Origin of the sequence: Sphingomonas sp. Leaf10 (genome assembly GCF_001421245.1) — a bacterium.
Taxonomy (GTDB): Bacteria; Pseudomonadota; Alphaproteobacteria; order Sphingomonadales; family Sphingomonadaceae; genus Sphingomonas.
In genome coordinates this window covers 299,311-322,309 of the sequence record NZ_LMKE01000013.1, presented here as the reverse complement: position 1 = coordinate 322,309, position 22,999 = coordinate 299,311, and the positions used below count along the sequence as shown (strand labels likewise).

Below are 22,999 nucleotides of genomic sequence, written 5' to 3'. Positions count from 1 at the left end.
CCTTCCGGACGTTCGCGACTTGAGTCCCCTGCTTGATGCAAGGAGACACTCGATGCGCAAGACCATTTTCGCGAGCCTGCTGATCCTGGGTGGGGCCACCACCGCCGTCGCACAGGTGCCGACCACCCCGACGCAACCGACCTCACCGAACAGCGTGCCGGGCACGGTCGATCCGTCGCGTCCGACCCAGCCGTTGCCACAGACCACCGGCCCGACCAACCCGGTTCCTGCCGACCCGACGCGTCCGGGCGAATCGACGACGGGCGATACGACGACGACCGACGACACGACGCCGCCCACCACGACGGGCGATACGCCGACCACGACCCCGCCGGGTGGAACGACCGGTACGCCGCGCTGATCGCCGGTAACGAAAAAGGCCCGCCCGGAGCGATCCGGGCGGGCCTTTTGCTGTCTTGGCTAACCGTCCGGTTCGAACGGCTTCGAGCCTTTCGAGAATGGGATGCGCGGGGCACTCCCTTCTCGACTACGGTTCTCGACAGGCGCGAACCTGCGCTCGAAGCAAACGGGATGGGGATTAGTAGGCTAAGGCGTTAGTCGGCGAATGGATCGCGTACGAGGATCGTATCGTCGCGTTCGGGGCTGGTCGATACCAGCGTCACCGGGCACTGGATCAGTTCCTCGATCCGGCGGATATACTTGATCGCCTGTGCCGGAAGTTCGGCCCAGCTGCGTGCGCCGGCAGTCGATTCCGACCAGCCGGGCATGGTTTCGTAGATCGGCTCCACCTTTGCCTGATCGGCGGCATGGGCGGGGTAATAGTCGAGCACCTGGTCGCCGAGGCGATAGCCGGTGCAGATCGCCACCTCCTCGAACCCGTCGAGCACGTCGATCTTGGTCAGCGCGATGCCGGTGATGCCGCCAACGGCCGCCGCCTGTCGCACCAGCACGCTGTCGAACCAGCCGCAGCGGCGCTTGCGGCCGGTGACGGTGCCGAATTCATGGCCGCGCACGCCCAGCCGCTCACCCGTTTCATTCTCCAGTTCGGTCGGGAACGGGCCGGAGCCGACGCGGGTCGTGTACGCCTTGGCGATGCCCAGCACGAACCCGACCGCGCCCGGACCCATGCCTGAACCGCCCGCCGCCGTGCCGGCGATAGTGTTCGACGAGGTGACGAACGGATAGGTGCCATGGTCGATGTCGAGCAGTACGCCCTGCGCGCCTTCGAACAGGATGCGCTGCCCCTTCGCCTTGGCCTGCGCCAGTACCCGCCAGACCGGCTGCGCATAGGGCAGGACGAAATCGGCGATCTCGCGCAGTTCGGCGATCAGCGCAGCACGGTCGATCGCGGGTTCGTTGAAGCCGGCCCGCAGAGCGTCATGATGCGCGGTCAGGCGATCGAGCTGCGGCTCGAGCTGGTCGAGATGGGCGAGGTCGCAGACGCGGATCGCGCGGCGGCCGACCTTGTCCTCATACGCCGGGCCGATGCCGCGACGGGTCGTGCCGATCTTGCCCGCGCCGCTCGCATCCTCACGCAGACCGTCGAGGTCGCGGTGGAAGGGGAGGATGAGCGCACAGGTTTCGGCGATCATCAACGTGTCGGGGGTGACCGATACGCCCTGTTCGCGGAGCCGCTCGACCTCTGCCTTCAGCGCCCATGGATCGAGCACGACGCCGTTGCCGACGATCGAGGGGGTGCCGCGGACGATGCCCGAGGGGAGCAGCGACAGCTTGTAGACGGTGCCGCCGACGACCAGCGTATGGCCGGCATTATGACCGCCCTGGAACCGGACGACCATGTCGGCGCGCTCCGCCAGCCAGTCGACGATCTTCCCCTTGCCCTCGTCACCCCATTGGGCGCCGATCACCGCTACGTTCGCCACGTCCTGTAACCCTCATGCCTGTCGGTATCGGCGCTGCACTAGGCGCGTCGTGCGGCCACGTCCACCTTGGCGACCATCTGTGGGTCAGGAATGTGACGATAGAGTTCGGCTTCCTCGCGGCGGATGCGTTCGTCGAGTTGCGTGGACAGGGCGCGGGTGTCGCGCTCGAAGCCGTCGGGGTCGCACGCCATCCGCTCGGCGGTCCAGTGCCGCATATAGTCCTTGAACGCATCGGCCAGCCCGCCGAGTTCGGCTGCGAACCGGTCGGCGAGCGCCGCGGTCGCTTGGTCGGGGCTGCGGCGCAGCATGGGATAGAGCAGTCGATCCTCGGTCGCGAGATGGGCCAGCAACTGGCGACTGAGCGACCAGCGCGTCGTGGCGATTGCCGCCGGATCGATCGGCCGCGCCTCGGCATGGCGCAGCAGATCGGCGGCGATCGAGGCCAGTTCGAGATGTTCAAGGATCAGTCGATCGGCACGGAGCATGGCGGTGGTCCTGCGGATGGGCAATCGATTTGCCATGGATCGGAACGGGTTAACAAAGGGTGCGAGCCGGCCCCTCGACATCGCCGGCTCGGGCGCGCAAAACCATCGGCCAAAGACAACGATCAGGAGAGCGCATCCATGAAACTCGCCAGCCTCAAGCACGGCCGTGACGGTCGGCTGGTCGTCGTGTCGAGCGACCTTGCCTGGTATGCCGATGCGAGCGCGATCGTGCCGACGTTGCAGGCGGCGCTGGACGACTGGGACCGGGTCGAGGGCGATCTGCGCAACCTCGCCACCGATCTGGACCATGACGTGATCCCCAAGGACCGGTTCCACGAGCGTGACGCCGCGTCGCCGCTGCCGCGGGCGTATCAATGGGCGGACGGATCGGCCTATGTGAACCATGTCGCGCTGGTGCGGCAGGCGCGCGGGGCGGAGATGCCCGACAGCTTCTGGCACGATCCGCTGATGTATCAGGGCGGGTCGGACGCCTTCCTGGGCCCGCGCGACATGATCCCGGCGGGCGATGATAGCTGGGGTCTGGACTTCGAGGGCGAGGTGGTGGTCGTCACCGGTGACGTCGCCATGGGCGCGTCGCGGGAAGAGGCGCTGGCGGCGGTGCGGCTGGTCGGGCTGACCAACGATGTCTCCCTGCGCGGGCTGATCCCGGGCGAACTGGCCAAGGGGTTCGGCTTCTTCCAGTCGAAACCGGCCTCCGCCTTCTCGCCGGTGTTCGTGACCCCCGATGCGCTGGGCGACTGGTGGCGGGACGGCAAGCTGCACCGCAAGCTGCACGTCGATCTGAACGGCAAGCCCTTTGGACGGGCGGAAGCAGGCGAGGACATGACGTTCGATTTCGGCACGCTGATCGCGCACGCTGCCAAGACGCGGGCGCTGGGCGCGGGGACGATCATCGGGTCGGGCACGGTGTCGAACCGCGATAGTGATGGCGGGCCGGGCAAGCCGGTGGCCGAGGGCGGGGTCGGTTATTCGTGCCTTGCCGAAATCCGCACGGTCGAGACGATCCGCGGCGGCTCGGCCGAGACACCGTTCCTGAAGGCGGGCGACACCGTCCGAATCTGGGCCGAGGACGATCGCCATCATCCGATCTTCGGCGTGATCGAACAGACGGTCGCGTAAGATGCGGCACCGTTACCGCGTGTTGATGCCGTTGCTGCTGGCCGGATGCGCTGCGTCCGGTCAGGCGCCGCCGGTCGCCGCCGTGGCACCGGCGGCGGGGGTGCCGACCCCGGCCGACCGGTTCGGGCCGCTGTTCGAAGCGGTGCAGATGCGGCGCATCTTTCCCGACGGCAAGACGTTCGTCGATGCGACGCCCAAGCGGGCGGATGCGGCGATCCTTGCCGATTTCCGGCGCGGCGAGTTCAGCGACGATGCTGCGCTCAAGGCGTTCGTGCTGGCCAATTTCGACGTGCCGGGATTGCTGCCGGTGCCCGAATCCGACCATGGCCCGCGCCTGCCGATCGAGCGGCATATCGCCGAACTGTGGCCGCATCTGACCCGCGATCCGGTGGCACCGCCGCCGGGATCGAGCGCGCTGGCGGTGGCGGACCGGTTCGTGGTGCCGGGCGGGCGGTTCCGGGAAATGTATTACTGGGACAGCTATTTCACGATGCTGGGGCTGGCCGCCGACAATCGGCAGGACCTGATCGAATCGATGGTCGCGGCGTTCACCGATCTGGTCGAGCGGTACGGCCATGTGCCCAATGGTACGCGCAGCTATTATCTCAGCCGGTCGCAGCCGCCGTTCCTGTACCTGATGATTGGGTTGTCGCAGGAAACCGATGCGGCGGTGCTGGCACGGCGGGTGGCGGCGTTGAAGCGCGAACATGCGTTCTTCACGTCACCCGAACGGTCGGCGACGCTGCCGGACGGGGCGGTGCTGCAACATTATTGGGATGCGCGGACGACGCCCAGAGACGAGTCGTGGCGCGAGGATGTCGAAACCGCACGGACAAGCGGCCGGCCGGTTGCCGAGGTCTATCGCGACCTGCGTGCCGGGGCGGAGAGCGGTTGGGACTTCTCGTCGCGCTGGCTGGCCGATGGGCGGACGCTCGCGACGATCGATACGACCAATGTTTTGCCGGCCGATCTCAACAGCTTGCTGTGGGGCATGGAGCGGGCGATCGCGGATGGCGCTGCGAAGGCGGGCGATACGGCAACGGCGCGCGATTTCAACGACCGGGCGGCGAAGCGCGCAGCGGCGATCGAGCGCTGGCTGTGGAGCGAGGCCGATGGGCGCTATGGCGATTACGACGTCAAGCGGCGGCAACTTCGCCGCGGCGTGACGGCCGCGACAGCCTATCCGCTGTTCGTCGGGCTGACGACCGACGCACGGGCCGGGCGGGTGGCGGACACGATCGAGCGGCAATTGCTGGCGCCGGGCGGGTTGCGATCGACGCTGGTAGATACCGGGCAGCAATGGGACCGGCCCAATGGCTGGGCGCCGCTGCAATGGATCGCGGTCAGCGGGCTGGACCGGACGGGGCATAAGCCATTGGCGGACAAGATTTCGCAGCGGTTTCTGGCGAGCGTCGGGCGGGAATATGCCGCGTCGGGGAAGCTGGTCGAGAAATATGACGTCGAGGAGGTCCGGCCGGGCGGGGGTGGGGAATATCCGCTGCAGGACGGGTTCGGGTGGACCAATGGGGTTACGCGGGCGCTGATGGCGCGGGGGCGTGGAAGTTGACGAAGGTGACAGTGGGTTAGTTTTTGTTCTGGGGTGAAATCGAACTTAAACTATTGATTAAAAAGGATACTGAAGTTGGCGGTGTGGCAATTTGCGCGCCGAAGTTGACACCGTTGCTGCAATTCGTTGCTTCAGGGAAGGTTGGCGCAGGTGGCGGCTCCTGCCCCGCGCTATCACTTGGAGATCCCGGCCTTCGCCGAGATGAGGTGCCGGATCATACCATAGGTAGCGTGCTGTCGCCGGGATGACGCAGTTGTCGGGCGGACCTGTCAAAGAACGGTCGCGAGTTTGGCATCACGCCAAGCGGTAGGAAAGCGTCAGGCCGTCCACGCCGCGACATCGTCCTGCTGACCGATCAGCGCGAGGCCGTGGGCGACCGAGGTCAGTTCGTTGCCCGAGGCTAGCCGGTCCTGTCCGAACCGGTCGGCAAAGGCGCGGCGGATGGCGGGGGTGAGCGAGGTGCCGCCGGTCAGGAATACGCGGTCGATCGCGTCGGCCGCCAGTCCCGCCGCGTCGAGCGCGCGGTCGACGGTCGCCATGATCCGGGCGAGGTCGTCGGCGATCCATGCCTCGAACTGGTCGCGGGTGACCTCGGCTTCAATGGCGATGCCGCCGCCTTTGAAGGCGAAGGTCGCGCTATCGCCTTGGGACAAGGCGCGCTTGACCTGCCCGACGGCGTCGTAAAGCGGATAGCCCTGTTCGCCCTCGATGATCGCGATCATCCGTTCGATGGCATCCGGGTCGGTCGCGGCGCGGCGGAGCTTGTCGAGCTCGGCCATGGTCTTGCGGTTGCGCATGAGGGCCAAGCGCGACCAGTCGGTGAAGTCGGTGAAATGGCCCGCCGGGATTTCCAGCACCTTATCGAACGAGCGATAGGTGCCGCCCTTGCCAAGTAGCGGGAGCACCAGCTTGTCGAGGATGCGGCGGTCGAACTGGTCGCCGGCGATGCCGATACCGGCATGGCCGAGCGGGCAGGCGCGGCGTTTGGCGCCGGGGGCCTCCAGCCGGACGACCGAGAAGTCGCTGGTACCGCCGCCGAAATCGGCGACCAGGATGGTGGCGGCTTGCGCAAGCGTCGCGGCGTGGCTGAACGCGGCGCCGAGCGGTTCGTAGACATAGAGGATTTCGGCGCCGAGTGCGGCGAACATCGCGTCGTAGCGCTGACGGGCCAATGCCTCGTCGGGACGGTGGCCGGCGTAGGTGATCGGGCGGCCGACGACGATCCGCTTTGCCCCGTTGAGCGCGCCCTGCGCACGAGCGGCGAGCCGGTCGAGAAAGGCGCGGCCGAGATCCTCGAACCGGTAGCGTTTGGTGAAGATTGGGGCGGTGTCGAAGCTGGGGCTGGCCGCGACCGATTTGAAGGATTGCAGGAAGCGGCATCCTTCGGGGAAATGGAGATATTCGTCGATCGCCCATGGGCCGGCCTCTACGGCAATGCCGCCGGGGACGTCGTCCTGCCAGAAGCACAGCGCCGAGCGGAAGACGGGGTCGGCACCGTCAGGCCCGTCAAGGGGCACGAGTGCCGCTGCATCGCCGGTCGCGCGGGCAAGGACGGAATTGGTCGTGCCGAAATCTAGGCCGAGGGACATGGGCGGGTTGCTCCGGGCAGGGGCGGGCCGCCCTACACCGGTTGTCGGGGTTTGTCTTGGGTGGTGTTCGGGACGGGTCGGCTACTCCCCTCCCTGACAAGGGAGGGGGGATGGGTAGGCCCGTTGGAGAGCGCTACCGTCCCTCGCGGGCCGACCCACCCCCAACCCCTCCCTTGTCAGGGAGGGGAGCAGGGTGACGTTCTTTGCTATGCACCCCCCATGCAACCGCCCGTCATCCCCGCGAAGGCGGGGATCTCCCGGTGATGGCGTGGGACAGGTACCGCGGGAGGCCCCAGCCTTCGCTGGGGCGACGTTGTAGTTTGGACGGACCGGACTTTAGCGGATCGGTCGGGCTACCACCGGCGCGTTGGTTGCCGGTGGCGTTGCTGCGGCTGCCGTACCGGCCGGCGGGGGCGGCGGGAGTTGGCCGTTGGCGGGTGGCGGCGGGGGCGCGCTGCCGTCGGCCGGGGGCGGGGGCGGGGGCATTGCGCCGGGAGCGCAGGGGGCGCCGGGACCACCCGGACCACCGGGGCCGCGTGCTTCCGGGCCGTGCTTCGGGCCATGGCCGGGGCGCGGCGGGGGCGGGCCGACCGGGGTGACCTTGCCACTGGCGTCGACCAGATAGGATGCGCGGAGCTGGCCATTGTCATAGCGGCCCTGCACCTGCACCGGGGCGCCCTTCGTCACCGAGGCGTCGCGGCCGGCATCGACCATCGCCCGGCCGGTCGCGTCCTGTACCACGAAGCGGTCGCCGAAGACTTCGGCGACGCGGCCCTTGACGGTGACGACGCCGTTGTCGCTCGCCAGCTTCGCGACGGGGGTGGCGACGGTCGGGGCCATTTCGACCGACGGACGGGTCATCGACACCGCACTCGCCCCGCCTGCCGCGCCGATAGCGAGGCCGATCGCGACGCCGAGGCCCAGCTTGCCCGGACCGGCCAGAGAGAATTTCGCCATGTGTCGTACTCCTTGGTTGTTCGATGGAGCCGTTCTAGCGATTCGTCCCCTCGCCACGCTGAACCCCGCGGTTCAGTTTCGGTTTAAGCGGGATTGGCATTGGCTCCCCCGTTCAGCCCCTACTCGGCACGAACGGGGCGGGGTCGGGGAAAGAGGGCAAAGACTATGCGTATCCTGCTTGTCGAGGATGATCCCGATCTGGGGCCTGCCATCGCGCGCGCGCTCAGGGCCGAACATTGCGCGGTCGATCTGGTGGCGAGCGGGGTCGACGCGCAGCATCTAGGCGATACCGAGCGCTATGACGTGGCGGTGCTCGATCTGGGGCTGCCCGATCGTGAGGGGACAGCGGTGCTGAAGGGGTGGCGCGAGGGTGGTCGCGACCTGCCGGTGCTGATCCTGACCGCGCGCGACGGATGGTCGGACAAGGTCGCCGGGTTCAAGGCGGGGGCCGACGATTTCCTGACCAAGCCGTTCCGCGTGGAGGAATTGATGATGCGGCTGCGTGCGCTGGTGCGGCGCGCGGCGGGGCATGGCGCGACACGGCTGACCTGCGGGCCGCTGGCATATGAGACGCAGACCGGGGTGTTCGAACTGGACGGCCTGCCCATCAAGCTGACCGCGCTCGAATATCGCGTGCTTGCGGCGTTGATGCTGGCGAAGGAGGCGGTGATCGAGCGGCTCGACCTGATGGAGCGGGTCTATGAGGGCGATGCCGATGTCGATTCGAACAGCCTGGAGGTCATTATCGGGCGGCTGCGCAAGAAGGTCGGCGCGTCGCTGATCGAGACGGTGCGCGGGCGCGGCTATCGGCTGACGGCGGGGGCGGCGTGAGGCTGCCCCGTTCGATCCATGGCCGGATGCTGGCGCTGTCGGTGGCGACGACGCTGGTGGCGCTGCCGGTGGCGGGGTTCGCCATCGGGGGCGTGCTCGACCATTTCGTGACGCGCAACATCGATGCGCGGCTGGGCGACCGGTTGCGGTTGCTCCGCGCGGTGGTGCGCGACGACGGCACGATCGACCGGGTGCTGCTCGACCGGTCGGACCTTGCGACGGCGATCGGCGCGGATGCGGTATGGCGGATCGATACGCCGGGCGGGACGGTCGGTGCAGGCATGCCGCCGCTGGCGACGCTCAGGGCGCCTGGGCCACCGGTCGGACCCGATCGCGGACCGCCGCGGGGGCGGGGGCGGGGGCGGGGACCAGGGTTCGGCGCGCCGTTCGACCTGACCCTGCCTGATGCGACGCGGGTGCATGGATTGGTGCTGGACCTGCCCGAGGGGCGGGGGCGCGTGGCGGTGGCGGTGCCACGGCGGGAGATCGAGCAGCCGTTGCGCGGGGCGATGCTGCCGCTGCTACTGACGCTGGTGATCGTGGCGCTGGTGTTGGCCGTCGCGACGTTGGTGCAGTTGCGGATCGGGCTGCGGCCGGTGCGGGTCTTGCGCGACCGGGTGGCGGCGGTGCGGGCGGGGGCGGCGGCGGATGTGCCGGAGGATCAGCCCGAGGAACTGCTGCCCTTGGCGGTCGAGCTGAACGCACTGGTGCGCGACAATGCGGCGGCGCTGGCGACGGCGCGTGGATCGGCGGCGAACCTTGCCCATGCCCTCAAGACGCCGGTGGCGACGCTGGCGATCGAGCTGGGCGACGATCCGCGCGGGACACAGGTTGCGCGGATCGATGCGACGATCCGGCATCATCTGGCGCGGGCGCGGGGCGGCGCGGTCGATCGGCGGGCGGCGACGGCGTTGAGGCCGGCGGTCGAGGGGCTGGTGGCGGTGGTGGCGGCGCTGCACCGCGACCGGGGGTTGACGGTGCGGGCGGAGGTGGCGGCGCTATCGGTGGCGGTCGATGCCGCCGATCTCGACGAACTGGCCGGCAACCTGATCGACAATGCCGCGCGCCATGCGCGGTCAGCGGTGCGCGTGACGGCGGTGCGCGACGGCGGGTTCGCGGTGTTGCGGGTCAGCGATGACGGGCCGGGTATCGCGGAGGTCGACCGGGTACGGGCGACCGATCCCGGCGTACGGCTGGACGAGCGCGGCGATGGCCATGGCTTCGGCCTCGCCATCGTCCGCGATCTGGCGGCGCTCTATGGCGGGCGGCTGGTGCTGGGCGAGGCGGACGGCGGCGGGTTGGTCGCCACCGTCACACTGCCGGTCAGCCGAGCGTGACGCTGCCCGTGCCCGCACCGCGCAGGGTCAGCGACTTCACCACATTGCCCTGCCGGACATTCACCTGATTGACCTGTCCGCGATAGACGTCGGTCAGCACGGTCGAGCGGATCGCGACCGATTTAGGCTTGCGCGGCGCGCGGCCGGTATAGTCGATGCGGACCTCGGCGTGCGACAGGTCGGTGGTGGCGTAGGTCAGCGGGACCGGCTTGCCGTCGATCGTCAGGACGAAGCGGCGTTGGATATAGCTGCGCAGCGCCGCCATCGCGGCGGGGTCGTCTAGGCTGGTCTGCGCCTGCGGTGCGATCTTGGCCAGCGCCGGTTCGATGTCGTGCGCCTCGAAACGGTGTGACACGGTGACCTTGCCATCGGCCAGCGTCACTACGGCCAGCGAGTCATGGCCACGGTGCGCCTGTGCCGGGGCGATGACCGCGAGCGCGGCGAGGAGGGCGAGCGGTCCCCTCATTTCGCCACCGGCGCGGGATAGGTGCGCAGCGAGCCGGGTTTCACCTGCACGTCGAAATCCTTCATACGGTTTTCCAGATCCTCGACATCCTCGATTTCCAGCACCGCCGGACGGATGGCGCCGCGATAGGTGTTGTTCGAGCGATCGGCGTCGGCGATTTCGAGCAGCGGGTCGACCTCCGCCCCGGTGATCGTCTTCGCCGTGACATATTGCCACGTCACTGCCTTGGGATCGTAGCGCCAGACTTCAGCGGGGATGCGGACGATTTCGTTGCTGCCGTCGCTGAAGGTCAGTTTGAGCGGGACCGGCATGACCAGCCCGCCGACGTTGCGCAGCGAGAAACGGTAGAATTTGTCCTTCACGTCGAAGGCGGCGCGTTCCTCCGGGGTCAGCTTGTCGAGCTTTTCGGCGAGGTCGCGGCGTTGCTGCGGGCTGACGGCGAAGCGATCCTGCTGGTCGTAGAAGTCGCGTGTGGCGGGATCGCGTTCTGTGACGGTCTTCTGCCCGGCATTGTTGCGGACGGTCAGCGAGGTATTTTCGGCATCGCGCAGCGCGCGGCGTTCGCGGGCATTGGCCTCCAGATCGCGGCCGGCGATGCGACCCTCGACCACCTTGTCCAGCGCGATATCGACATGGTCGGTCGAATAGAACCAGCCGCGCCAGAACCAGTCGAGATCGACGCCCGAACTTTCCTCCATGGTGCGGAAGAAGTCGTAGGGCGTCGGCCGCTTGAAGCGCCAGCGGGTGGCATATTCGCGGAAGGCGCGGTCGAACAGGTCGCGGCCGAGCACGGTCTCTCGCAGGATGGTGAGCGCGGTGGCAGGCTTGCCATAGCCGTTGGCGCCGAATTGCAGCACCGAATCCGACTGGGTCATCAGGGGCACCTGATTGTCGGACAGCATATATTCGGCGATGTCCTTCGGCTCGCCGCGGCGCGACGGGAAGTCCTTGTCCCACAGCTTTTCGGCCTGGAACTGGAGGAAGGTGTTCAGCCCTTCGTCCATCCACGTCCATTGCCGTTCGTCGCTGTTGACGATCATCGGGAACCAGTCGTGGCCGACCTCGTGGATCACCACGCCGATCAGGCCGGTCTTGGCGCGTTCGGTATAGGTGAGCTGGCCGGTCTTGGCGTCCTTCACGGGCCGGGGGCCGTTGAAGGTGATCATCGGATATTCCATGCCGCCGACCGGACCGTTGACTGACTGGGCGACCGGATAGGGGTAGGGGAAGGCGAACTTGCCGTACACGTCGATGGTGTGGGCGATCGCCTTGGTCGAGTACGCATCCCAGAGCGGGCGCGCTTCCTTCGGATAGAAGGACATCGCCATGACGTTGGGGTTGGCAGCATAATCCTGCCGCACGTTCATGGCGTCCCACGCGAATTTGCGCGACGATGCCCAGCCGAAATCGCGGACATTCTGTGCGGCGAAGGTCCAGGTCTTGGTGCCCGACGCACGACCGCGTTCGGCGGCGAGCGCTTCGTCGGGGCTGACGATATACATTGGCGCGGTGGCCGACTTCGCCTGCTCCAGCCGCTGGCGCTGGGTGGCAGTCAGCACCTGATCGGGGTTCTGCAACACGCCGGTCGCCGAGACGACATGGTCGGACGGGACGGTCAACGCGACCTTGTAATCGCCGAATTCCAGCGTGAATTCGCCCGCGTCGAGGAACGCCTTGTTATGCCAGCCTTCATAGTCCGAATAGACGGCGAGGCGCGGGAACCACTGCGCTCCTTCGAAGATGCAGTTGCCGTCTTCGCCGGCTTGCGTGAAGCATTCATAGCCTGAGCGGCCATCGACGACCTTCTGTTCGGCCATCGGCAACGACCAGTCGATCGACAGCGTGACTTCTCCGCCACCCCCGGCGACCGGTTGCGGCAGTTCGATGCGCAGCAGCGTGTCGGTGACGCGATATTGCAACGGCTGGCCGTCGGGGCCGCGCACGCCGCCGATGGTGAAGCCGCCTTCCCATTTCTTCATCGCCTCGGCCCGACGGATGTCGCTGATGCTGATCGTCGTCGCATCGGGCACCGTCTGCGACAGCTGTGCGATCGAGCTGCGCTTATACTGGTTCTGGTCGAGCAGCAGCCACAGATAGGGCAGCGCGTCGGGCGAGTTGTTGCGATAGCGGATCGTCTCGGTACCGGTCACGACCTTGGTCGCTTCGTTCAGCGATACCTTGACGTCGTAGTCGACCTTTTGCTGCCAGTAGCGATAGCCCGGCGCGCCGGATGCGTTGCGATAGTCGGTCGGGGTCGGCCAGTCCTCCCCCTCCAGCTGGCGGAACTTGTCCTGCCAGTCGCCCTTGGTCTGGCGGATCGGATCGGCGAGCGCGGGGGTGGTGGCGAGCAGCAGGGCGACCAATGCGAGACGGGATGCGGCGGGCAAGGGGTTGGCCTTTCGAACGGACGGACGGGGAATGGTTGCCCCGGTTACGACCGGCGTCAACCGGTCGCGGCGCATTTTCAGGTGATATTGTGTCATTCGCGCACCGACTGTTGCGGCGAACGGCGGAGTACGGCAAGCGAAGGGGTGATTGAACAGGGGCGAGGACGCGGGCAATGTTGTTGAACCGGCGCACGATGATCGGTGCGCTCGCCGCACTGCCGGTTGCGTCGCGGACGGCGGCGGCCAAAGCGGACGATCCGTTGCTGTTCGCCTATTTCGGAACCGGCAAGGGTGAGGCGACGGGGCTGAAGCTCGCGATCAGCGACGACGGCTTCGCGTTTCGCGAACTGGGCGGTGGGCGAAGCTATCTGCCGCCGATGGTCGGCGAGGCGAAGCTGATGCGCGATCCGTTCGTCTTTCGCGGGGTCGGTCGCGATGCGCCATGGCATATGGTGTGGACGACCGCGTGGGAGGGGGTCACGATCGGTCACGCCACCAGCCGCGACCTGCGCCACTGGTCGCCGCAGCGCGCGCTGCCGGTCATGGCGGGCGTGAAGGGTACGCGCAATTGCTGGGCGCCCGAGGCGATCTGGGACGCGAAGGCGCGACGGTTCGTGATCTTCTGGTCGAGCACGGTCGCCGGACGGTTCGAGGAGACGGCGGGGACTTCGGAGTCCGGATATAATCACCGGCTATGGTATGTGACGACGCGCGACTTCGCGACGTTCAGCGACGCGGCGGTGCTGTACGATCCGGGGTTCAGCGTGATCGACGGGACGTTTGCGCGGGGGGTGAGCGGGCTGCACCTGATCGTCAAGGACGAGACGCTGACTCCGCCGCGCAAATGGTTGCAGGTCGCATCGGCCAAGTCGCCGACCGGACCGTTCGGGAAGCTGAGCGCGCCGTTCACGCCGTCATGGGTCGAAGGGCCGATGACGACAGTGATCGGCGGCGAGACGGTGTGTTACTGGGACGTCTATCGCGACGGCAAATGGGGCGCGGCGGCGACGCGCGATTTCGTGCAGTGGCGCGACGTGAGCGCGAAGCTGTCGATGCCGGCGGGGGCGCGGCATGGATCGCTGGTGCGGATTCCACGCGCGCTGGCCGACGGACTGGCGATCGGGCCGGCGTGACGATCGCCCCGTTCCTGAACGGCGGCGGCCGCGCGGCGGAGATGATCCGCGCGCGCGACTGGTCGGATCATCCGCTGGGGTCGCCCGATCGGTGGCCGGACGGGCTGTGCAGCGCGCTCAGCCTGGTCGTCAATTCGCCCGAATCGATGATCCTGTGCTGGGGCCCCGAACTCTGGTTCTTCTTCAACGACGCCTATTTCCCATTGCTGGGGCCGCGGCTCGACTGGGCGATGGGCGAGCGGTTCGACAAGGTCTGGGCCGATGGCCTCGAACAGGCGATGCCGATCATCGAGGCGGCCTTTGCCGGCAACAGCCCGCGCTATGTCGACGTGCCGTGGAAGCTGGATACCGATCGCGGGGCGGCGGATACGTGGTGGAGTTTTTCCTATTCGCGCATCCTAGACCGGCAGGGCGATATCGCCGGGCTGTTCATCTTCACCAACGAGACGACGGCGCGGGTACTGTCCGATGCGGCGCTGAAACGCAGTCAAGCCGAATTGACCACCGCGCTGGACGATCTGCGCCAGTTCAACCGCACGCTCGAACTGCGCGTTGACCAGCGGACCGCCGAGCGCAACCTGCTCGCCTCGATCGTCGAAACCACCGATTCGGTCGTCAACGTCATCGACCTCGATTACAACTGGATGGCGATCAACCGGGCGGGGATCGACGCGTTCGAGGCGGTGTTCGGGGTGCGGCCGAAGGTCGGCGACAATCTGCTCGGCCTGCTCGCCGATCAGCCCGAACAACAGGCGGCGGTGCGCGCGGCATGGGACCCGGCGCTGGCGGGCGAGGAATATACGACCGCGGCCGAATTCGGCGATCCGTCGCGCGGCAACGAACGCCGCGCCTATGAGATGAAGTTCAATGCGGTCCGCGACGGGCAGGGGCGGCAGGTCGGCGCGTTCCAGTTCGTGACCGACGTGACCGAGCGACGCCGGGGCGAGGCGGCACTGCTGGAGGCGCAGGACGCGCTGCGGCAGGCGCAGAAGATGGAGGCGATGGGGCAGCTGACCGGTGGGGTCGCGCATGATTTCAACAATCTGCTGACCCCGATCCTCGGCAGTCTCGACCTGTTGCAGCGGCGCGGCAACCTGTCGGCGCGCGAGGCGCGGTTGGTGGATGGTGCGCTGCAATCGGCCGAACGCGCGCGGACGCTGGTCCACCGGTTGCTGGCATTCGCGCGGCGGCAGCCGTTGCAATCGGGGCCGGTCGATCTGGCGGTGCTGGTCGGTGGGATGGCCGACCTGATCGCCAGCACCGCCGGATCGCCGGTCGCGGTGCGGACGATGATCGCCGCCGACCTGCAGCCTGCGCTGGCGGATGCCAATCAGCTGGAAATGGCGATCCTGAACCTGTGCGTGAATGCGCGTGACGCAATGCCCGATGGGGGCACGCTGACCATCGCCGCCGATTGTCCGGATGCGGTCGCGACGGCGGCGGCGGGGGTGGCGCCCGGCCGCTACATCCGGTTGTCTGTGATCGATACCGGGACGGGCATGGATGCCGAGACGGCGGCGCGCGCGATCGAGCCGTTCTTTTCGACTAAGGGCATTGGGCGCGGCACGGGGCTGGGCCTGTCGATGGTCCATGGGCTGGCGCTGCAACTGGGCGGCACGATGGCGATCGTCAGTGCCCCCGGTCTTGGTACCCGCATCGACCTGTGGTTGCCGGTCAGCGGCGAGGGCGTACGGCAGGCGGAGGCTGGCGACGAGGATACGGCCGACGAACCCGGCTTCCGCGGGCGGGCGCTGGTGGTCGATGACGAGGCGCTGGTGCGGATGACGACCGCCGACATGCTCGAGAGCCTGGGATATGAGGTGATCGAGGCCGATGGCGCGACCGAGGCGGAACAAATATTGGCGCAGCGGCGCTTCGACCTGGTGGTGACCGATCATCTGATGCCCGGCCGGACCGGCGTATGGCTGGCGCGGGCTATCCATGACCGGCATCCCGGTCTGCCGGTGCTGATCGTATCGGGCTATGCCGATATCGACGGGCTGGCACCCGACTTGCCGCGCCTGACCAAGCCGTTCCGCGAGGCCGAACTGGCCCGCGCGATCGCCGGACTGGCGGGCGCCCCCACCGATCGTTGAAGGAAGTTGCGATGACCCGACCCGAAGGGACCGAGGGCTTTACCCTCAACCAGACCATGCTGCGCGTCCGCGACCCGAGCGCCAGTCTCGCTTTCTATCAGGACGTGCTGGGCATGACCCTGCTGCAGAAGCTCGATTTCGAGGAGGCGGCGTTCTCGCTCTATTTCCTCGGCTTTCTGCGGGATGGCGAGACGGTGCCGGGCGATCCGAAGGAACGCGCGCGGTTCGTGTTCAGCCGCGAGACGACGCTGGAGCTGACGCATAACTGGGGGACCGAGGACGATCCCGATTTCGCGGGCTATCACAGCGGCAACGACGATCCGCGCGGCTTCGGGCATCTGGGCATCAGCGTGCCCGACGTCGCCGCCGCGTGTGCGCGGTTTGAGGAAATGGGCGTCGATTTCCGCAAGCGGCCCGCTGAGGGGCGGATGAAGGACATCGCCTTCATCACCGATCCCGATGGATACTGGATTGAAATCCTGTCGCCGAACGGCATGACGCAGGCGGTGGTCGATGCTGCGGAAGACGACGCATGAAGGCGGTCGAACTTCGTGCACCCGGCGGGCTCGACCGGCTGGAACTGGTCGACCGCGCCGATCCAGGGCAGGCGGGGCTTGGCGAAATCCGGGTGAAGCTGCATGGCAGCTCGCTCAACTTCCACGACTATATCGTCGCGAGCGGCAAGTCGCCTGCCGAGGACGGGCGCGTGCCGATGGCGGATGGAGCCGGCGTGGTCGAGGCGGTGGGTGCGGGCGTGACCGGTTTCGCGGTCGGCGATCTGGTCGTGTCGTGCTTCTTTCCCGACTGGCAGGACGGCGCGGCGACCATCGGCGATTTCGCTCGGACGCCGGGCGACGGCATCGATGGATTCGCGCAGGAGGTGGTCGTGTTGCCCGCCACCGCCTTCACCCTCGCGCCCAAGGGCTGGGACGCGGTCGAGGCGGCGACGATCACCACGGCCGGGCTGACCGCATGGCGGGCGCTGGTCGTCGATGGCGGGTTGAAGGCGGGCGACCGGGTGCTGCTGCTCGGCACCGGCGGTGTGTCGATCTGGGCATTGCAAATCGCCGCGGCAATGGGCGCGAAGGTCGCAATCACCTCGTCGAGCGACGACAAGCTGGCGCGCGCGGCGGCGATGGGCGCGGACTTCACCGTCAACTATCGCAGCGATGCCGATTGGGGCACGACGGTCGCGCAATGGGCGGACGGACGCGGCGTCGATCACGTCGTCGAGGTCGGTGGACCGGCGACGCTGGCGCAGTCGATCGCCGCGGTGCGCGTCGGCGGGCATATCTCGCTGATCGGGGTGCTGACCGGACGTGGCGGCGAGGTCCCGACCGCAGCGCTGATGGCGAAGCAGGCGCGACTGCAGGGGCTGATCGTGGGCAGCCGGCGCGAGCAGCAGGACTTTGTCCGCGCGCTGGAGGTGACCGGCATCCGGCCGGTGGTCGATCGGCGGTTCGGCCTAGGCGAACTGGCCGAAGCGTTCCGGTTTCAGGAGCGTGGCGACCATTTCGGGAAGATCGGGGTCGAGTGGTAGGGGATAACTTGTCCGTCCCTGCGTATCCAGCGCAGTTTGTGCCGAGTAGGGATTGAGCTTGTCGAAAGCCCGTACCGAAGCATTGGTGGCGGTCCTTCGATATGCCGCTTCGAGACGCTCAGCGGCTGTTCAGAGCGGACGGTGGGGGAATATCATTTCTGCCGATTTCCTCCCCGACGCACTCTCCGTTTGCTTCGAGCGGAGGTTCGAGCCTGTCGAGAGCCGTAGTCGAGAAGGGGTTGCCCTGAGCGGGGTGTTCTCGACGGACGCTTCTCGACAAGCTCGAAGCTGCTCGAACCAAACGGGTTTGGGGGAAGGGTACGCCTGTCGCTGGCGCACTCGCCCCGCGTCAAGGACGGCAGCGCGGCGGGCCCCTAAACCAGCACCTTGTCCGGCGTCGGGACGGTGCCGAGCGGGGTCGTGGCGTCGATTTCCATCAGCGGTTTGAGCAACCCGTCGCGCAGGTCGTAGACCCAGCCATGGAGTTCGAGCGGCTGCCCCCCGGTGAAGGCGCGCTGCACGACGTCGGTCTTGGCCAGCGCCAGCAACTGGTCGCGGACGTTGAGTTCGACCAGCCGGTTGGCGCGCTGCTCGGCGGGGATGGTGTCGAGTTCGTCGCGGTGGCTGTCGATCACGTCGCGGGCGATCGCCAGCCAGTCATGGACATGGCCCTGCACGCCGCCATCGAGTGCCGCCTGAATGCCGCCGCAGCCATAATGGCCGCAGACGATGATGTGGCCGACCTTCAGCACCTCGACCGCGAACTGCACCACCGACATCAGGTTCTGGTCGCCGGGGTGGATCAGGTTGGCGATGTTACGATGCATGAACATGCCGCCCGGCTCGGTATTGGTGAGCTGGTCGGGGGCAACACGGCTGTCCGAACAGCCGATCCACAGGAATTCGGGCTGCTGACCGGCCATCTGCCGCGCGAAATAGTCGGGATTTTCCTCGAGCCGCTCGGCGGCCCATGCCTTGTTGGCGAGGAGCAGATGCTTGTATTCCCTCATGCGTAGGCGACCTCCTTGCGCGGCGCCATGATCTGGGGCGCGGTCTTTTCGCCGATGTCCCCGCGCACCAGCACGTTGATCCCGCGATACCCCGCATTCTTGATGAAGCCGTTGATGATGTCGATATTGTCGAGGTCGACATAGTTGGTTGCCGACAGATCGATTACCACCGTGCAATTGTCGGGCACCTTCTCCAGCTCGCGGGTCAGTTCGACCTTGTGGATGAAATACAGGTTGCGCTTGGCGCGGACCATGCAGCTGGCGCCGGGGCCTTCGCCGTCCTGCACGAACGTCACCGCCGGGCGGAAATTGCGCGCGATGACGAAGATGAAGCCGACGACCAGCCCGATGACGATGCCCTTCAAAAGATCGGTGAACAGGATGGCGAGGATGGTGACCACGAATGGCACGAACTGGGTCATGCCTTGTTTCCAGCGTTTGGTGAAAAGCTCCGGCTTGGTCAACTTGTAGCCGGTCTGGATCAGTACCGCCGCGAGGGCCGATAGCGGGATCATGTTGAGCAGCATCGGCACCAGCAGGACGCTGAGCAGCAGCCACGTGCCATGCAGGATCGTCGACATTTTCGACGCGGCGTTCGCGTCCACATTCGCCGACGACCGCACGATGACCGAGGTGACCGGCAGGCCGCCGATCAGCCCCGAGATGATGTTGCCGCTGCCCTGTGCCAGCAGTTCATGATTCTTGTCGGTCACGCGGCGCTTGGGATCGAGTTCGTCGACCGCCTTCACCGACAGCAGCGATTCGAGGCTGGCGACGATCGCGAGCGTGACCGCCACCGTCCACACCGTCGCATTGCCGATCTGACCGAAGTCGGGGAGGCTGAACAGCTTCACGAACCCGCCCAGACCATCGGCGATCGGCACGCTGACCAGATGGGTCGGTTTCACCTGAATGGCCGGCGCGAGGACGCCCAGCAGCGCGTTGATCGCGACCGATCCGACGACGACGACCAGCGGCCCCGGCACGAAGCGCAGCGGGCCGTCCTTGGGCTTGTTCTTGTCCCACCAGAACAGGAAGGCGATGCTGATCGCGGCGATGATCGTCGCGCCCCATACCACCTGTTCGCGCAGCACGAAGATGATGGTGTTGAAGGTGTTCAGCCCGTCACCCTGATTGAATTGGAAATCGCCCGCCGGATCGCCGTCATAGCCGATGGCGTGCGGCACCTGCTTCAGGATCAGGATCAGGCCGATCGCCGCCAGCATGCCGGTGATGACCGACGACGGCACGAATTCACCGAGCACGCCCGAGCGCGAGAAGGACAGCAGGATCTGCATACAGCCGGCAAGGAACACGGCGAGCAGGAACGCCTCGAAGCTCGGCAGCTTGGTGATCGCGTCGAGCACGATCACGGTCAGGCCGGCGGCGGGGCCGCTGACCGACAGCGGCGACTTGCTGAGCGAGCCGACGACGATGCCGCCGACGATCCCGGCGATCAGCCCGGAAAACAGCGGCGCGCCCGATGCCAGCGCGACGCCGAGGCACAGCGGCAGGGCGACGAGCGCGACGACGATCGAGGACGGCACGTCCTGACGCAGATTGGCGAGTAGGGAAGGTTGCGACATGGCTATTACGGCCTTGTTCTAAAACGAGGTGCGCCGAGCGTGCTTGGGGGAAGCACGCCCGGCGCGGTGCCCGGGATCGACGGAACGGGGGAGGGAAGGTTCGCCCCGCCGATCTTGCGGGAACGGCTATTCGGCGGCTTCGGCCGTCACGAAATCTGCGGCAAGGCGCTTGGCGGCGGGCAAGGCCACCGGCAGCGCGCGATCCTGCTTGATCGGCGCGAACCTGCCGGTCGTACCGTCGAGTGCAAGGATCGAGCCTTCATGAATGTCGACGAACCAGCCATGCAGCGTCAGATCGCCCTTGGCGATGCGCGACGCGACCGCCGGATGGGTGCGCAGGTGCGAAATCTGCACCACGACGTTTTCGAGGCTGGCGGCGCGGACCGCGGCGGCATCGTCGAGATCGGGATAGCTGTTTTCGACCACCGAATGGGCGGCATGGCTGTGGCGCAGCCACGCAGCGACGCTGGGCAGGCCGTCGAGCGTTTCTGGCTTCATCAGCGCGCCCATCGCGCCGCAGCCCGAATGGCCAGACACGATGATGTCGGTGACGCCGAGCACGGCGACGGCATATTCGACGGTCGAGGTCGTGCCGCCATTCTGCTGGGTGAAGGGGGGGACGATGTTGCCGGCGTTACGGATGACGAACACGTCGCCCGGCTTCGCCTGCAGGATATGTTCGGGGACGACGCGCGAGTCCGAGCACGAGATCATCAGGACCTTCGGGCTCTGTCCATCGGTCGCGAGCTTCGAATAGAGGTCGGCGTCGCTCCCGAACACATCCTTTTCGAAGCCGAATACCCGGCCGATCACGTCGTTCACGCTGCGTCTCCCTCAAACTTTCCGGCGGGGCGCAACCCGGCCACCTGGATGAAGGCTATAGCCGAGGGAATCTTGCTGCGTTCGACGGCTGTGTAACGAATTGTTGCTTCGGCTCGAACGGCGCCGGCAGCGTGATCGCCGCGCACAGCCCGCCGCGCGCGCGGTTGCGCAGTTCCAGCAGCCCGCCTTCGCCCTCGACCGCGCGCTGGACGATCGACAGGCCGAGGCCGAAGCCGACCGTGTCGCGTTTGCGCGCGGTGTCGAGCCGGACAAAGGGTTCGAGGACGTCGCCCAGCGATTCGTCGGGAATGCCGGGGCCGTCATCCTCGACGCGGATCACGGTCGCGCCGTCCTCCAACGCCAGCGTGACGGTGACGCTGCCGCCATAATGGATCGCGTTTTCGACCAGGTTAATGACCGCGCGGCGGAAGCCCGAGCGGCGGACGGCGCGTTCGAAATGGTCGGGACCGACATAGGTCGCGTCATGGCCATGGTCGGCGGCGTCATCGACGATACTGGCGCACAGCACCGCCAGATCGACCAGCACCGGACGTTCCGGCTCGCTCTCTCCGCCGAGGAACGCGAGCAGCGAGGTGACCATCGCCTCCATTTCGGCAAGGTCGTTCTGCACCGTTTCGCGCACGTCGCGGTCGGGAATGGCGTCGGTGCGCAGCCGCAGCCGGGCGAGGGGAGTCCGCAGATCATGGCCGACCGCCGCCAGCGCGCGGGTGCGTTCGTCAATCAGCCGGTGGATGCGCGCCTGCAACCCGTTGAACGCGACGACGAGGCGGCGAACCTCGCTCGGCCCCGCTTCCTCGACGATCGGCAGCGACGATCCGCCGCCGGGGCCGAACCGGTCGACGGCATCGGCCAGCTGTCGCATCGGACGCAGCGTTCGGCGGATCAACAGCCCACCGACCACCATCAGCGCGATCGCCGGGATCAGCGCGAGGAGGATGCGGCCGATGGCAAGGTCGAAGGCGCGGAGCGGTTCCAGCGTGCGGAAATAGAGCCAGCTGCCATCGTCGAGCCTGAGCGCGCCGCTGACCACCGATCGCCGGCCCTGTCCGATCAGCGTCAGGTGCAGGCCGGTGGGGGCAAGGCTGGGTTCCCATGCCAGCACCTGCTGCTCCATTTCGCGGAGTTCGGTGCCGCTGGCGGGTAGTGCGGGCGCGGTCGCGCGCCATTGGACCGCATAGCGTTCGGTGGTCAGTTCCGCCGCCATGCCGGCGCGCTGTGTGACCGGGCGTTCCTCGACGATGCGCCGTGCGATCACCAGATGTTCGGCCAGCCGGCGGGCTTCGTCGTCGCGCACCGAAAACTGGCTGGCGCGTTCGTAGAGCAGCACCGACACGCCGAATTCGATGACGATCGTCAGCAGCAGGATCGCGACGATCCGTCCGATCAGCCCAACGGGCAGCGCCGGTATCCGCCGCGCCTCCACCGCGTCAGCGCCGCTCGACGGGGACGTTCAGCATATAGCCGACGCCGCGCACGGTGACGATCGGCGGGGTGCCGCCGGCGGTCGACAGCTTGCGGCGCAGGCGGCTGATGAGCACGTCGATGCTGCGGTCGGACGAATCGCCCAGCCGGGTGCGCGATAGTTCGATCAGCCGTTCGCGGGCGATTACCCGCTGCGCATGATCGAGCAGGACGACCAGCAGGTCGAATTCGGCGCCGGTCAGGTCGACCGCCGCGCCGGTCGGCGAGGTCAGTTCGCGGCGCGGCAGGTTCGCGGTCCAGCCTTCGAAGCTGTAGACGCCCTCCTCGCGCTGCGCCGCCTGTGCATTCAACTCGCCCCGGCGCAGCACGGCGCGGACGCGCGCGATCAGTTCGCGGGTGCCGAACGGCTTGGGCAGATAGTCGTCGGCACCGAGTTCGAGGCCGATGACACGGTCGACCTCGCTGCCCTTGGCCGACACGAAGATGATCGGGACGGCGCTGTTCTGGCGAATCTGGCGGCACAGGTCGATGCCGCTGGTGCCCGGCAGCATGATGTCGAGCAGGATCAGATCGACCGGCCCCTGTTCCAGCGCCAGCCACATTTCGGGCGCGGCGGAGCAGGTGCGGACGTGATAGCCGTTCTCCTGGAGCGCGCGGGCGGTCAGCGTGCGGAGCGCGGGATCGTCCTCGACGACGATGATCGACGGGGCGGTCATGCGGGGTGGCTTCCGGTGGCGATAGCGGGAAGGCGGATCATGATGGGCAT

Annotated in this window: 20 protein-coding genes; 9 read left to right on the top strand and 11 right to left on the bottom strand. The window is 67.3% G+C overall.

The window, feature by feature from the left end; genetic code table 11:
• The first annotated feature begins 52 nt into the window (after window positions 1–52).
• On the top strand, window positions 53–361 hold the full coding sequence (locus ASE59_RS12225) for a hypothetical protein (protein ID WP_056456404.1): 309 nt from the start codon (window positions 53–55) through the stop codon (window positions 359–361).
• Between the two features lie 193 nt (window positions 362–554).
• On the opposite strand, the gene ASE59_RS12220 is transcribed toward ASE59_RS12225, so the two are convergent.
• Both ASE59_RS12220 and ASE59_RS12215 read right to left on the bottom strand, forming a co-directional pair.
• Window positions 555–1,844: an adenylosuccinate synthase gene (locus tag ASE59_RS12220; protein WP_056456401.1), complete on the bottom strand. Its 1,290-nt coding sequence runs from the start codon at window positions 1,842–1,844 to the stop codon at window positions 555–557.
• Window positions 1,845–1,882: 38 nt separating this feature from the next.
• Complete coding sequence (locus tag ASE59_RS12215) at window positions 1,883–2,329, bottom strand: hemerythrin domain-containing protein (protein ID WP_056456399.1); 447 nt, start codon at window positions 2,327–2,329, stop codon at window positions 1,883–1,885.
• 138 nt (window positions 2,330–2,467) lie between these two features.
• Here ASE59_RS12215 and ASE59_RS12210 point away from each other — a divergent pair, with 138 nt between their 5' ends.
• Window positions 2,468–3,469, top strand: a complete 1,002-nt coding sequence (locus ASE59_RS12210; RefSeq protein ID WP_056456397.1) for a fumarylacetoacetate hydrolase family protein — start codon at window positions 2,468–2,470, stop codon at window positions 3,467–3,469.
• A gap of 1 nt (window position 3,470) precedes the next feature.
• Window positions 3,471–5,036, top strand: a complete 1,566-nt coding sequence (treF, locus tag ASE59_RS12205) for an alpha,alpha-trehalase TreF (RefSeq protein WP_056456395.1) — start codon at window positions 3,471–3,473, stop codon at window positions 5,034–5,036.
• 317 nt (window positions 5,037–5,353) lie between these two features.
• On the opposite strand, the gene ASE59_RS12200 is transcribed toward treF, so the two are convergent.
• Entirely contained in the window at window positions 5,354–6,625 is a 1,272-nt protein-coding gene (locus ASE59_RS12200; RefSeq protein ID WP_056456393.1) for an Hsp70 family protein, read from the bottom strand.
• Between the two features lie 336 nt (window positions 6,626–6,961).
• The gene (locus ASE59_RS12195; RefSeq protein ID WP_056456391.1) at window positions 6,962–7,582 is read right to left on the bottom strand and encodes a hypothetical protein; all 621 of its coding nucleotides are present in this window, start codon (window positions 7,580–7,582) and stop codon (window positions 6,962–6,964) included.
• Between the two features lie 165 nt (window positions 7,583–7,747).
• Between ASE59_RS12195 and ASE59_RS12190 the strand changes: the two genes are divergently transcribed.
• Window positions 7,748–8,413 (top strand): response regulator transcription factor, encoded by a 666-nt coding sequence (locus ASE59_RS12190; protein WP_056456389.1) that lies wholly within the window; start codon window positions 7,748–7,750, stop codon window positions 8,411–8,413.
• Window positions 8,410–9,750, top strand: coding sequence for a HAMP domain-containing sensor histidine kinase (locus ASE59_RS12185; protein ID WP_321163227.1), 1,341 nt, complete (start codon window positions 8,410–8,412; stop codon window positions 9,748–9,750). Before ASE59_RS12190 ends, ASE59_RS12185 begins: the two co-directional genes overlap by 4 nt.
• Here the strand turns inward: ASE59_RS12185 and ASE59_RS12180 are convergent.
• Together ASE59_RS12180 and ASE59_RS12175 are read right to left on the bottom strand one after the other, a co-directional pair.
• The gene (locus ASE59_RS12180; protein WP_056456385.1) at window positions 9,737–10,216 is read right to left on the bottom strand and encodes a DUF6702 family protein; all 480 of its coding nucleotides are present in this window, start codon (window positions 10,214–10,216) and stop codon (window positions 9,737–9,739) included. The two genes, ASE59_RS12185 and ASE59_RS12180, sit on opposite strands and share 14 nt — an antisense overlap.
• Window positions 10,213–12,603, bottom strand: coding sequence for a M1 family metallopeptidase (locus tag ASE59_RS12175; protein WP_056456383.1), 2,391 nt, complete (start codon window positions 12,601–12,603; stop codon window positions 10,213–10,215). The genes ASE59_RS12180 and ASE59_RS12175 overlap by 4 nt, the downstream gene beginning before the upstream one ends.
• Window positions 12,604–12,776: 173 nt before the next feature.
• On the opposite strand from ASE59_RS12175, the gene ASE59_RS12170 reads away from it, so the two are divergent.
• Genes ASE59_RS12170 through ASE59_RS12155 form a run of 4 tightly spaced genes read left to right on the top strand, consistent with a single transcriptional unit; the run spans window position 12,777 to window position 17,372 of the window.
• Window positions 12,777–13,736: a glycoside hydrolase family 43 protein gene (locus ASE59_RS12170; protein WP_056456381.1), complete on the top strand. Its 960-nt coding sequence runs from the start codon at window positions 12,777–12,779 to the stop codon at window positions 13,734–13,736.
• Window positions 13,733–15,832 carry a PAS domain-containing sensor histidine kinase gene (locus tag ASE59_RS12165; RefSeq protein WP_235515740.1) on the top strand — a complete coding sequence of 700 codons (2,100 nt, stop codon included), beginning with the start codon at window positions 13,733–13,735 and terminating at the stop codon, window positions 15,830–15,832. Before ASE59_RS12170 ends, ASE59_RS12165 begins: the two co-directional genes overlap by 4 nt.
• A gap of 11 nt (window positions 15,833–15,843) precedes the next feature.
• Window positions 15,844–16,368 (top strand): lactoylglutathione lyase, encoded by a 525-nt coding sequence (gene gloA, locus ASE59_RS12160; RefSeq protein ID WP_056456490.1) that lies wholly within the window; start codon window positions 15,844–15,846, stop codon window positions 16,366–16,368.
• On the top strand, window positions 16,365–17,372 hold the full coding sequence (locus tag ASE59_RS12155; RefSeq protein ID WP_056456379.1) for a zinc-dependent alcohol dehydrogenase family protein: 1,008 nt from the start codon (window positions 16,365–16,367) through the stop codon (window positions 17,370–17,372). The genes gloA and ASE59_RS12155 overlap by 4 nt, the downstream gene beginning before the upstream one ends.
• Window positions 17,373–17,746: 374 nt before the next feature.
• Here ASE59_RS12155 and ASE59_RS12150 read toward each other — a convergent pair whose 3' ends face one another.
• From ASE59_RS12150 to ASE59_RS12130, 5 genes are all read right to left on the bottom strand, one after another.
• Window positions 17,747–18,382 carry a carbonic anhydrase gene (locus tag ASE59_RS12150; protein WP_056456376.1) on the bottom strand — a complete coding sequence of 212 codons (636 nt, stop codon included), beginning with the start codon at window positions 18,380–18,382 and terminating at the stop codon, window positions 17,747–17,749.
• Complete coding sequence (locus tag ASE59_RS12145; protein ID WP_200913257.1) at window positions 18,379–19,968, bottom strand: SulP family inorganic anion transporter; 1,590 nt, start codon at window positions 19,966–19,968, stop codon at window positions 18,379–18,381. The genes ASE59_RS12150 and ASE59_RS12145 overlap by 4 nt, the downstream gene beginning before the upstream one ends.
• A gap of 126 nt (window positions 19,969–20,094) precedes the next feature.
• Window positions 20,095–20,790, bottom strand: a complete 696-nt coding sequence (locus ASE59_RS12140; RefSeq protein WP_056456372.1) for a carbonic anhydrase — start codon at window positions 20,788–20,790, stop codon at window positions 20,095–20,097.
• Between the two features lie 55 nt (window positions 20,791–20,845).
• Window positions 20,846–22,234 (bottom strand): ATP-binding protein, encoded by a 1,389-nt coding sequence (locus ASE59_RS12135; RefSeq protein ID WP_235515739.1) that lies wholly within the window; start codon window positions 22,232–22,234, stop codon window positions 20,846–20,848.
• Window positions 22,235–22,238: 4 nt separating this feature from the next.
• Window positions 22,239–22,949, bottom strand: a complete 711-nt coding sequence (locus ASE59_RS12130) for a response regulator (RefSeq protein WP_056456369.1) — start codon at window positions 22,947–22,949, stop codon at window positions 22,239–22,241.
• Window positions 22,950–22,999 lie beyond the last annotated feature (50 nt).

Excerpts from the sequence above, each read along its gene's own strand:
- ASE59_RS12145 (WP_200913257.1), bottom strand. The coding sequence starts at position 19,968 with ATGTCGCAACCTTCCCTACTCGCCAATCTGCGTCAGGACGTGCCGTCC.
- ASE59_RS12225 (WP_056456404.1), top strand. The coding sequence starts at position 53 with ATGCGCAAGACCATTTTCGCGAGCCTGCTGATCCTGGGTGGGGCCACC.
- ASE59_RS12155 (WP_056456379.1), top strand. The coding sequence starts at position 16,365 with ATGAAGGCGGTCGAACTTCGTGCACCCGGCGGGCTCGACCGGCTGGAA.
- ASE59_RS12130 (WP_056456369.1), bottom strand. The coding sequence starts at position 22,949 with ATGACCGCCCCGTCGATCATCGTCGTCGAGGACGATCCCGCGCTCCGC.
- ASE59_RS12195 (WP_056456391.1), bottom strand. The coding sequence starts at position 7,582 with ATGGCGAAATTCTCTCTGGCCGGTCCGGGCAAGCTGGGCCTCGGCGTC.
- ASE59_RS12170 (WP_056456381.1), top strand. The coding sequence starts at position 12,777 with ATGTTGTTGAACCGGCGCACGATGATCGGTGCGCTCGCCGCACTGCCG.
- ASE59_RS12215 (WP_056456399.1), bottom strand. The coding sequence starts at position 2,329 with ATGCTCCGTGCCGATCGACTGATCCTTGAACATCTCGAACTGGCCTCG.
- ASE59_RS12200 (WP_056456393.1), bottom strand. The coding sequence starts at position 6,625 with ATGTCCCTCGGCCTAGATTTCGGCACGACCAATTCCGTCCTTGCCCGC.
- ASE59_RS12180 (WP_056456385.1), bottom strand. The coding sequence starts at position 10,216 with ATGAGGGGACCGCTCGCCCTCCTCGCCGCGCTCGCGGTCATCGCCCCG.
- gloA (WP_056456490.1), top strand. The coding sequence starts at position 15,844 with ATGACCCGACCCGAAGGGACCGAGGGCTTTACCCTCAACCAGACCATG.
- ASE59_RS12190 (WP_056456389.1), top strand. The coding sequence starts at position 7,748 with ATGCGTATCCTGCTTGTCGAGGATGATCCCGATCTGGGGCCTGCCATC.
- ASE59_RS12210 (WP_056456397.1), top strand. The coding sequence starts at position 2,468 with ATGAAACTCGCCAGCCTCAAGCACGGCCGTGACGGTCGGCTGGTCGTC.
- ASE59_RS12150 (WP_056456376.1), bottom strand. The coding sequence starts at position 18,382 with ATGAGGGAATACAAGCATCTGCTCCTCGCCAACAAGGCATGGGCCGCC.
- treF (WP_056456395.1), top strand. The coding sequence starts at position 3,471 with ATGCGGCACCGTTACCGCGTGTTGATGCCGTTGCTGCTGGCCGGATGC.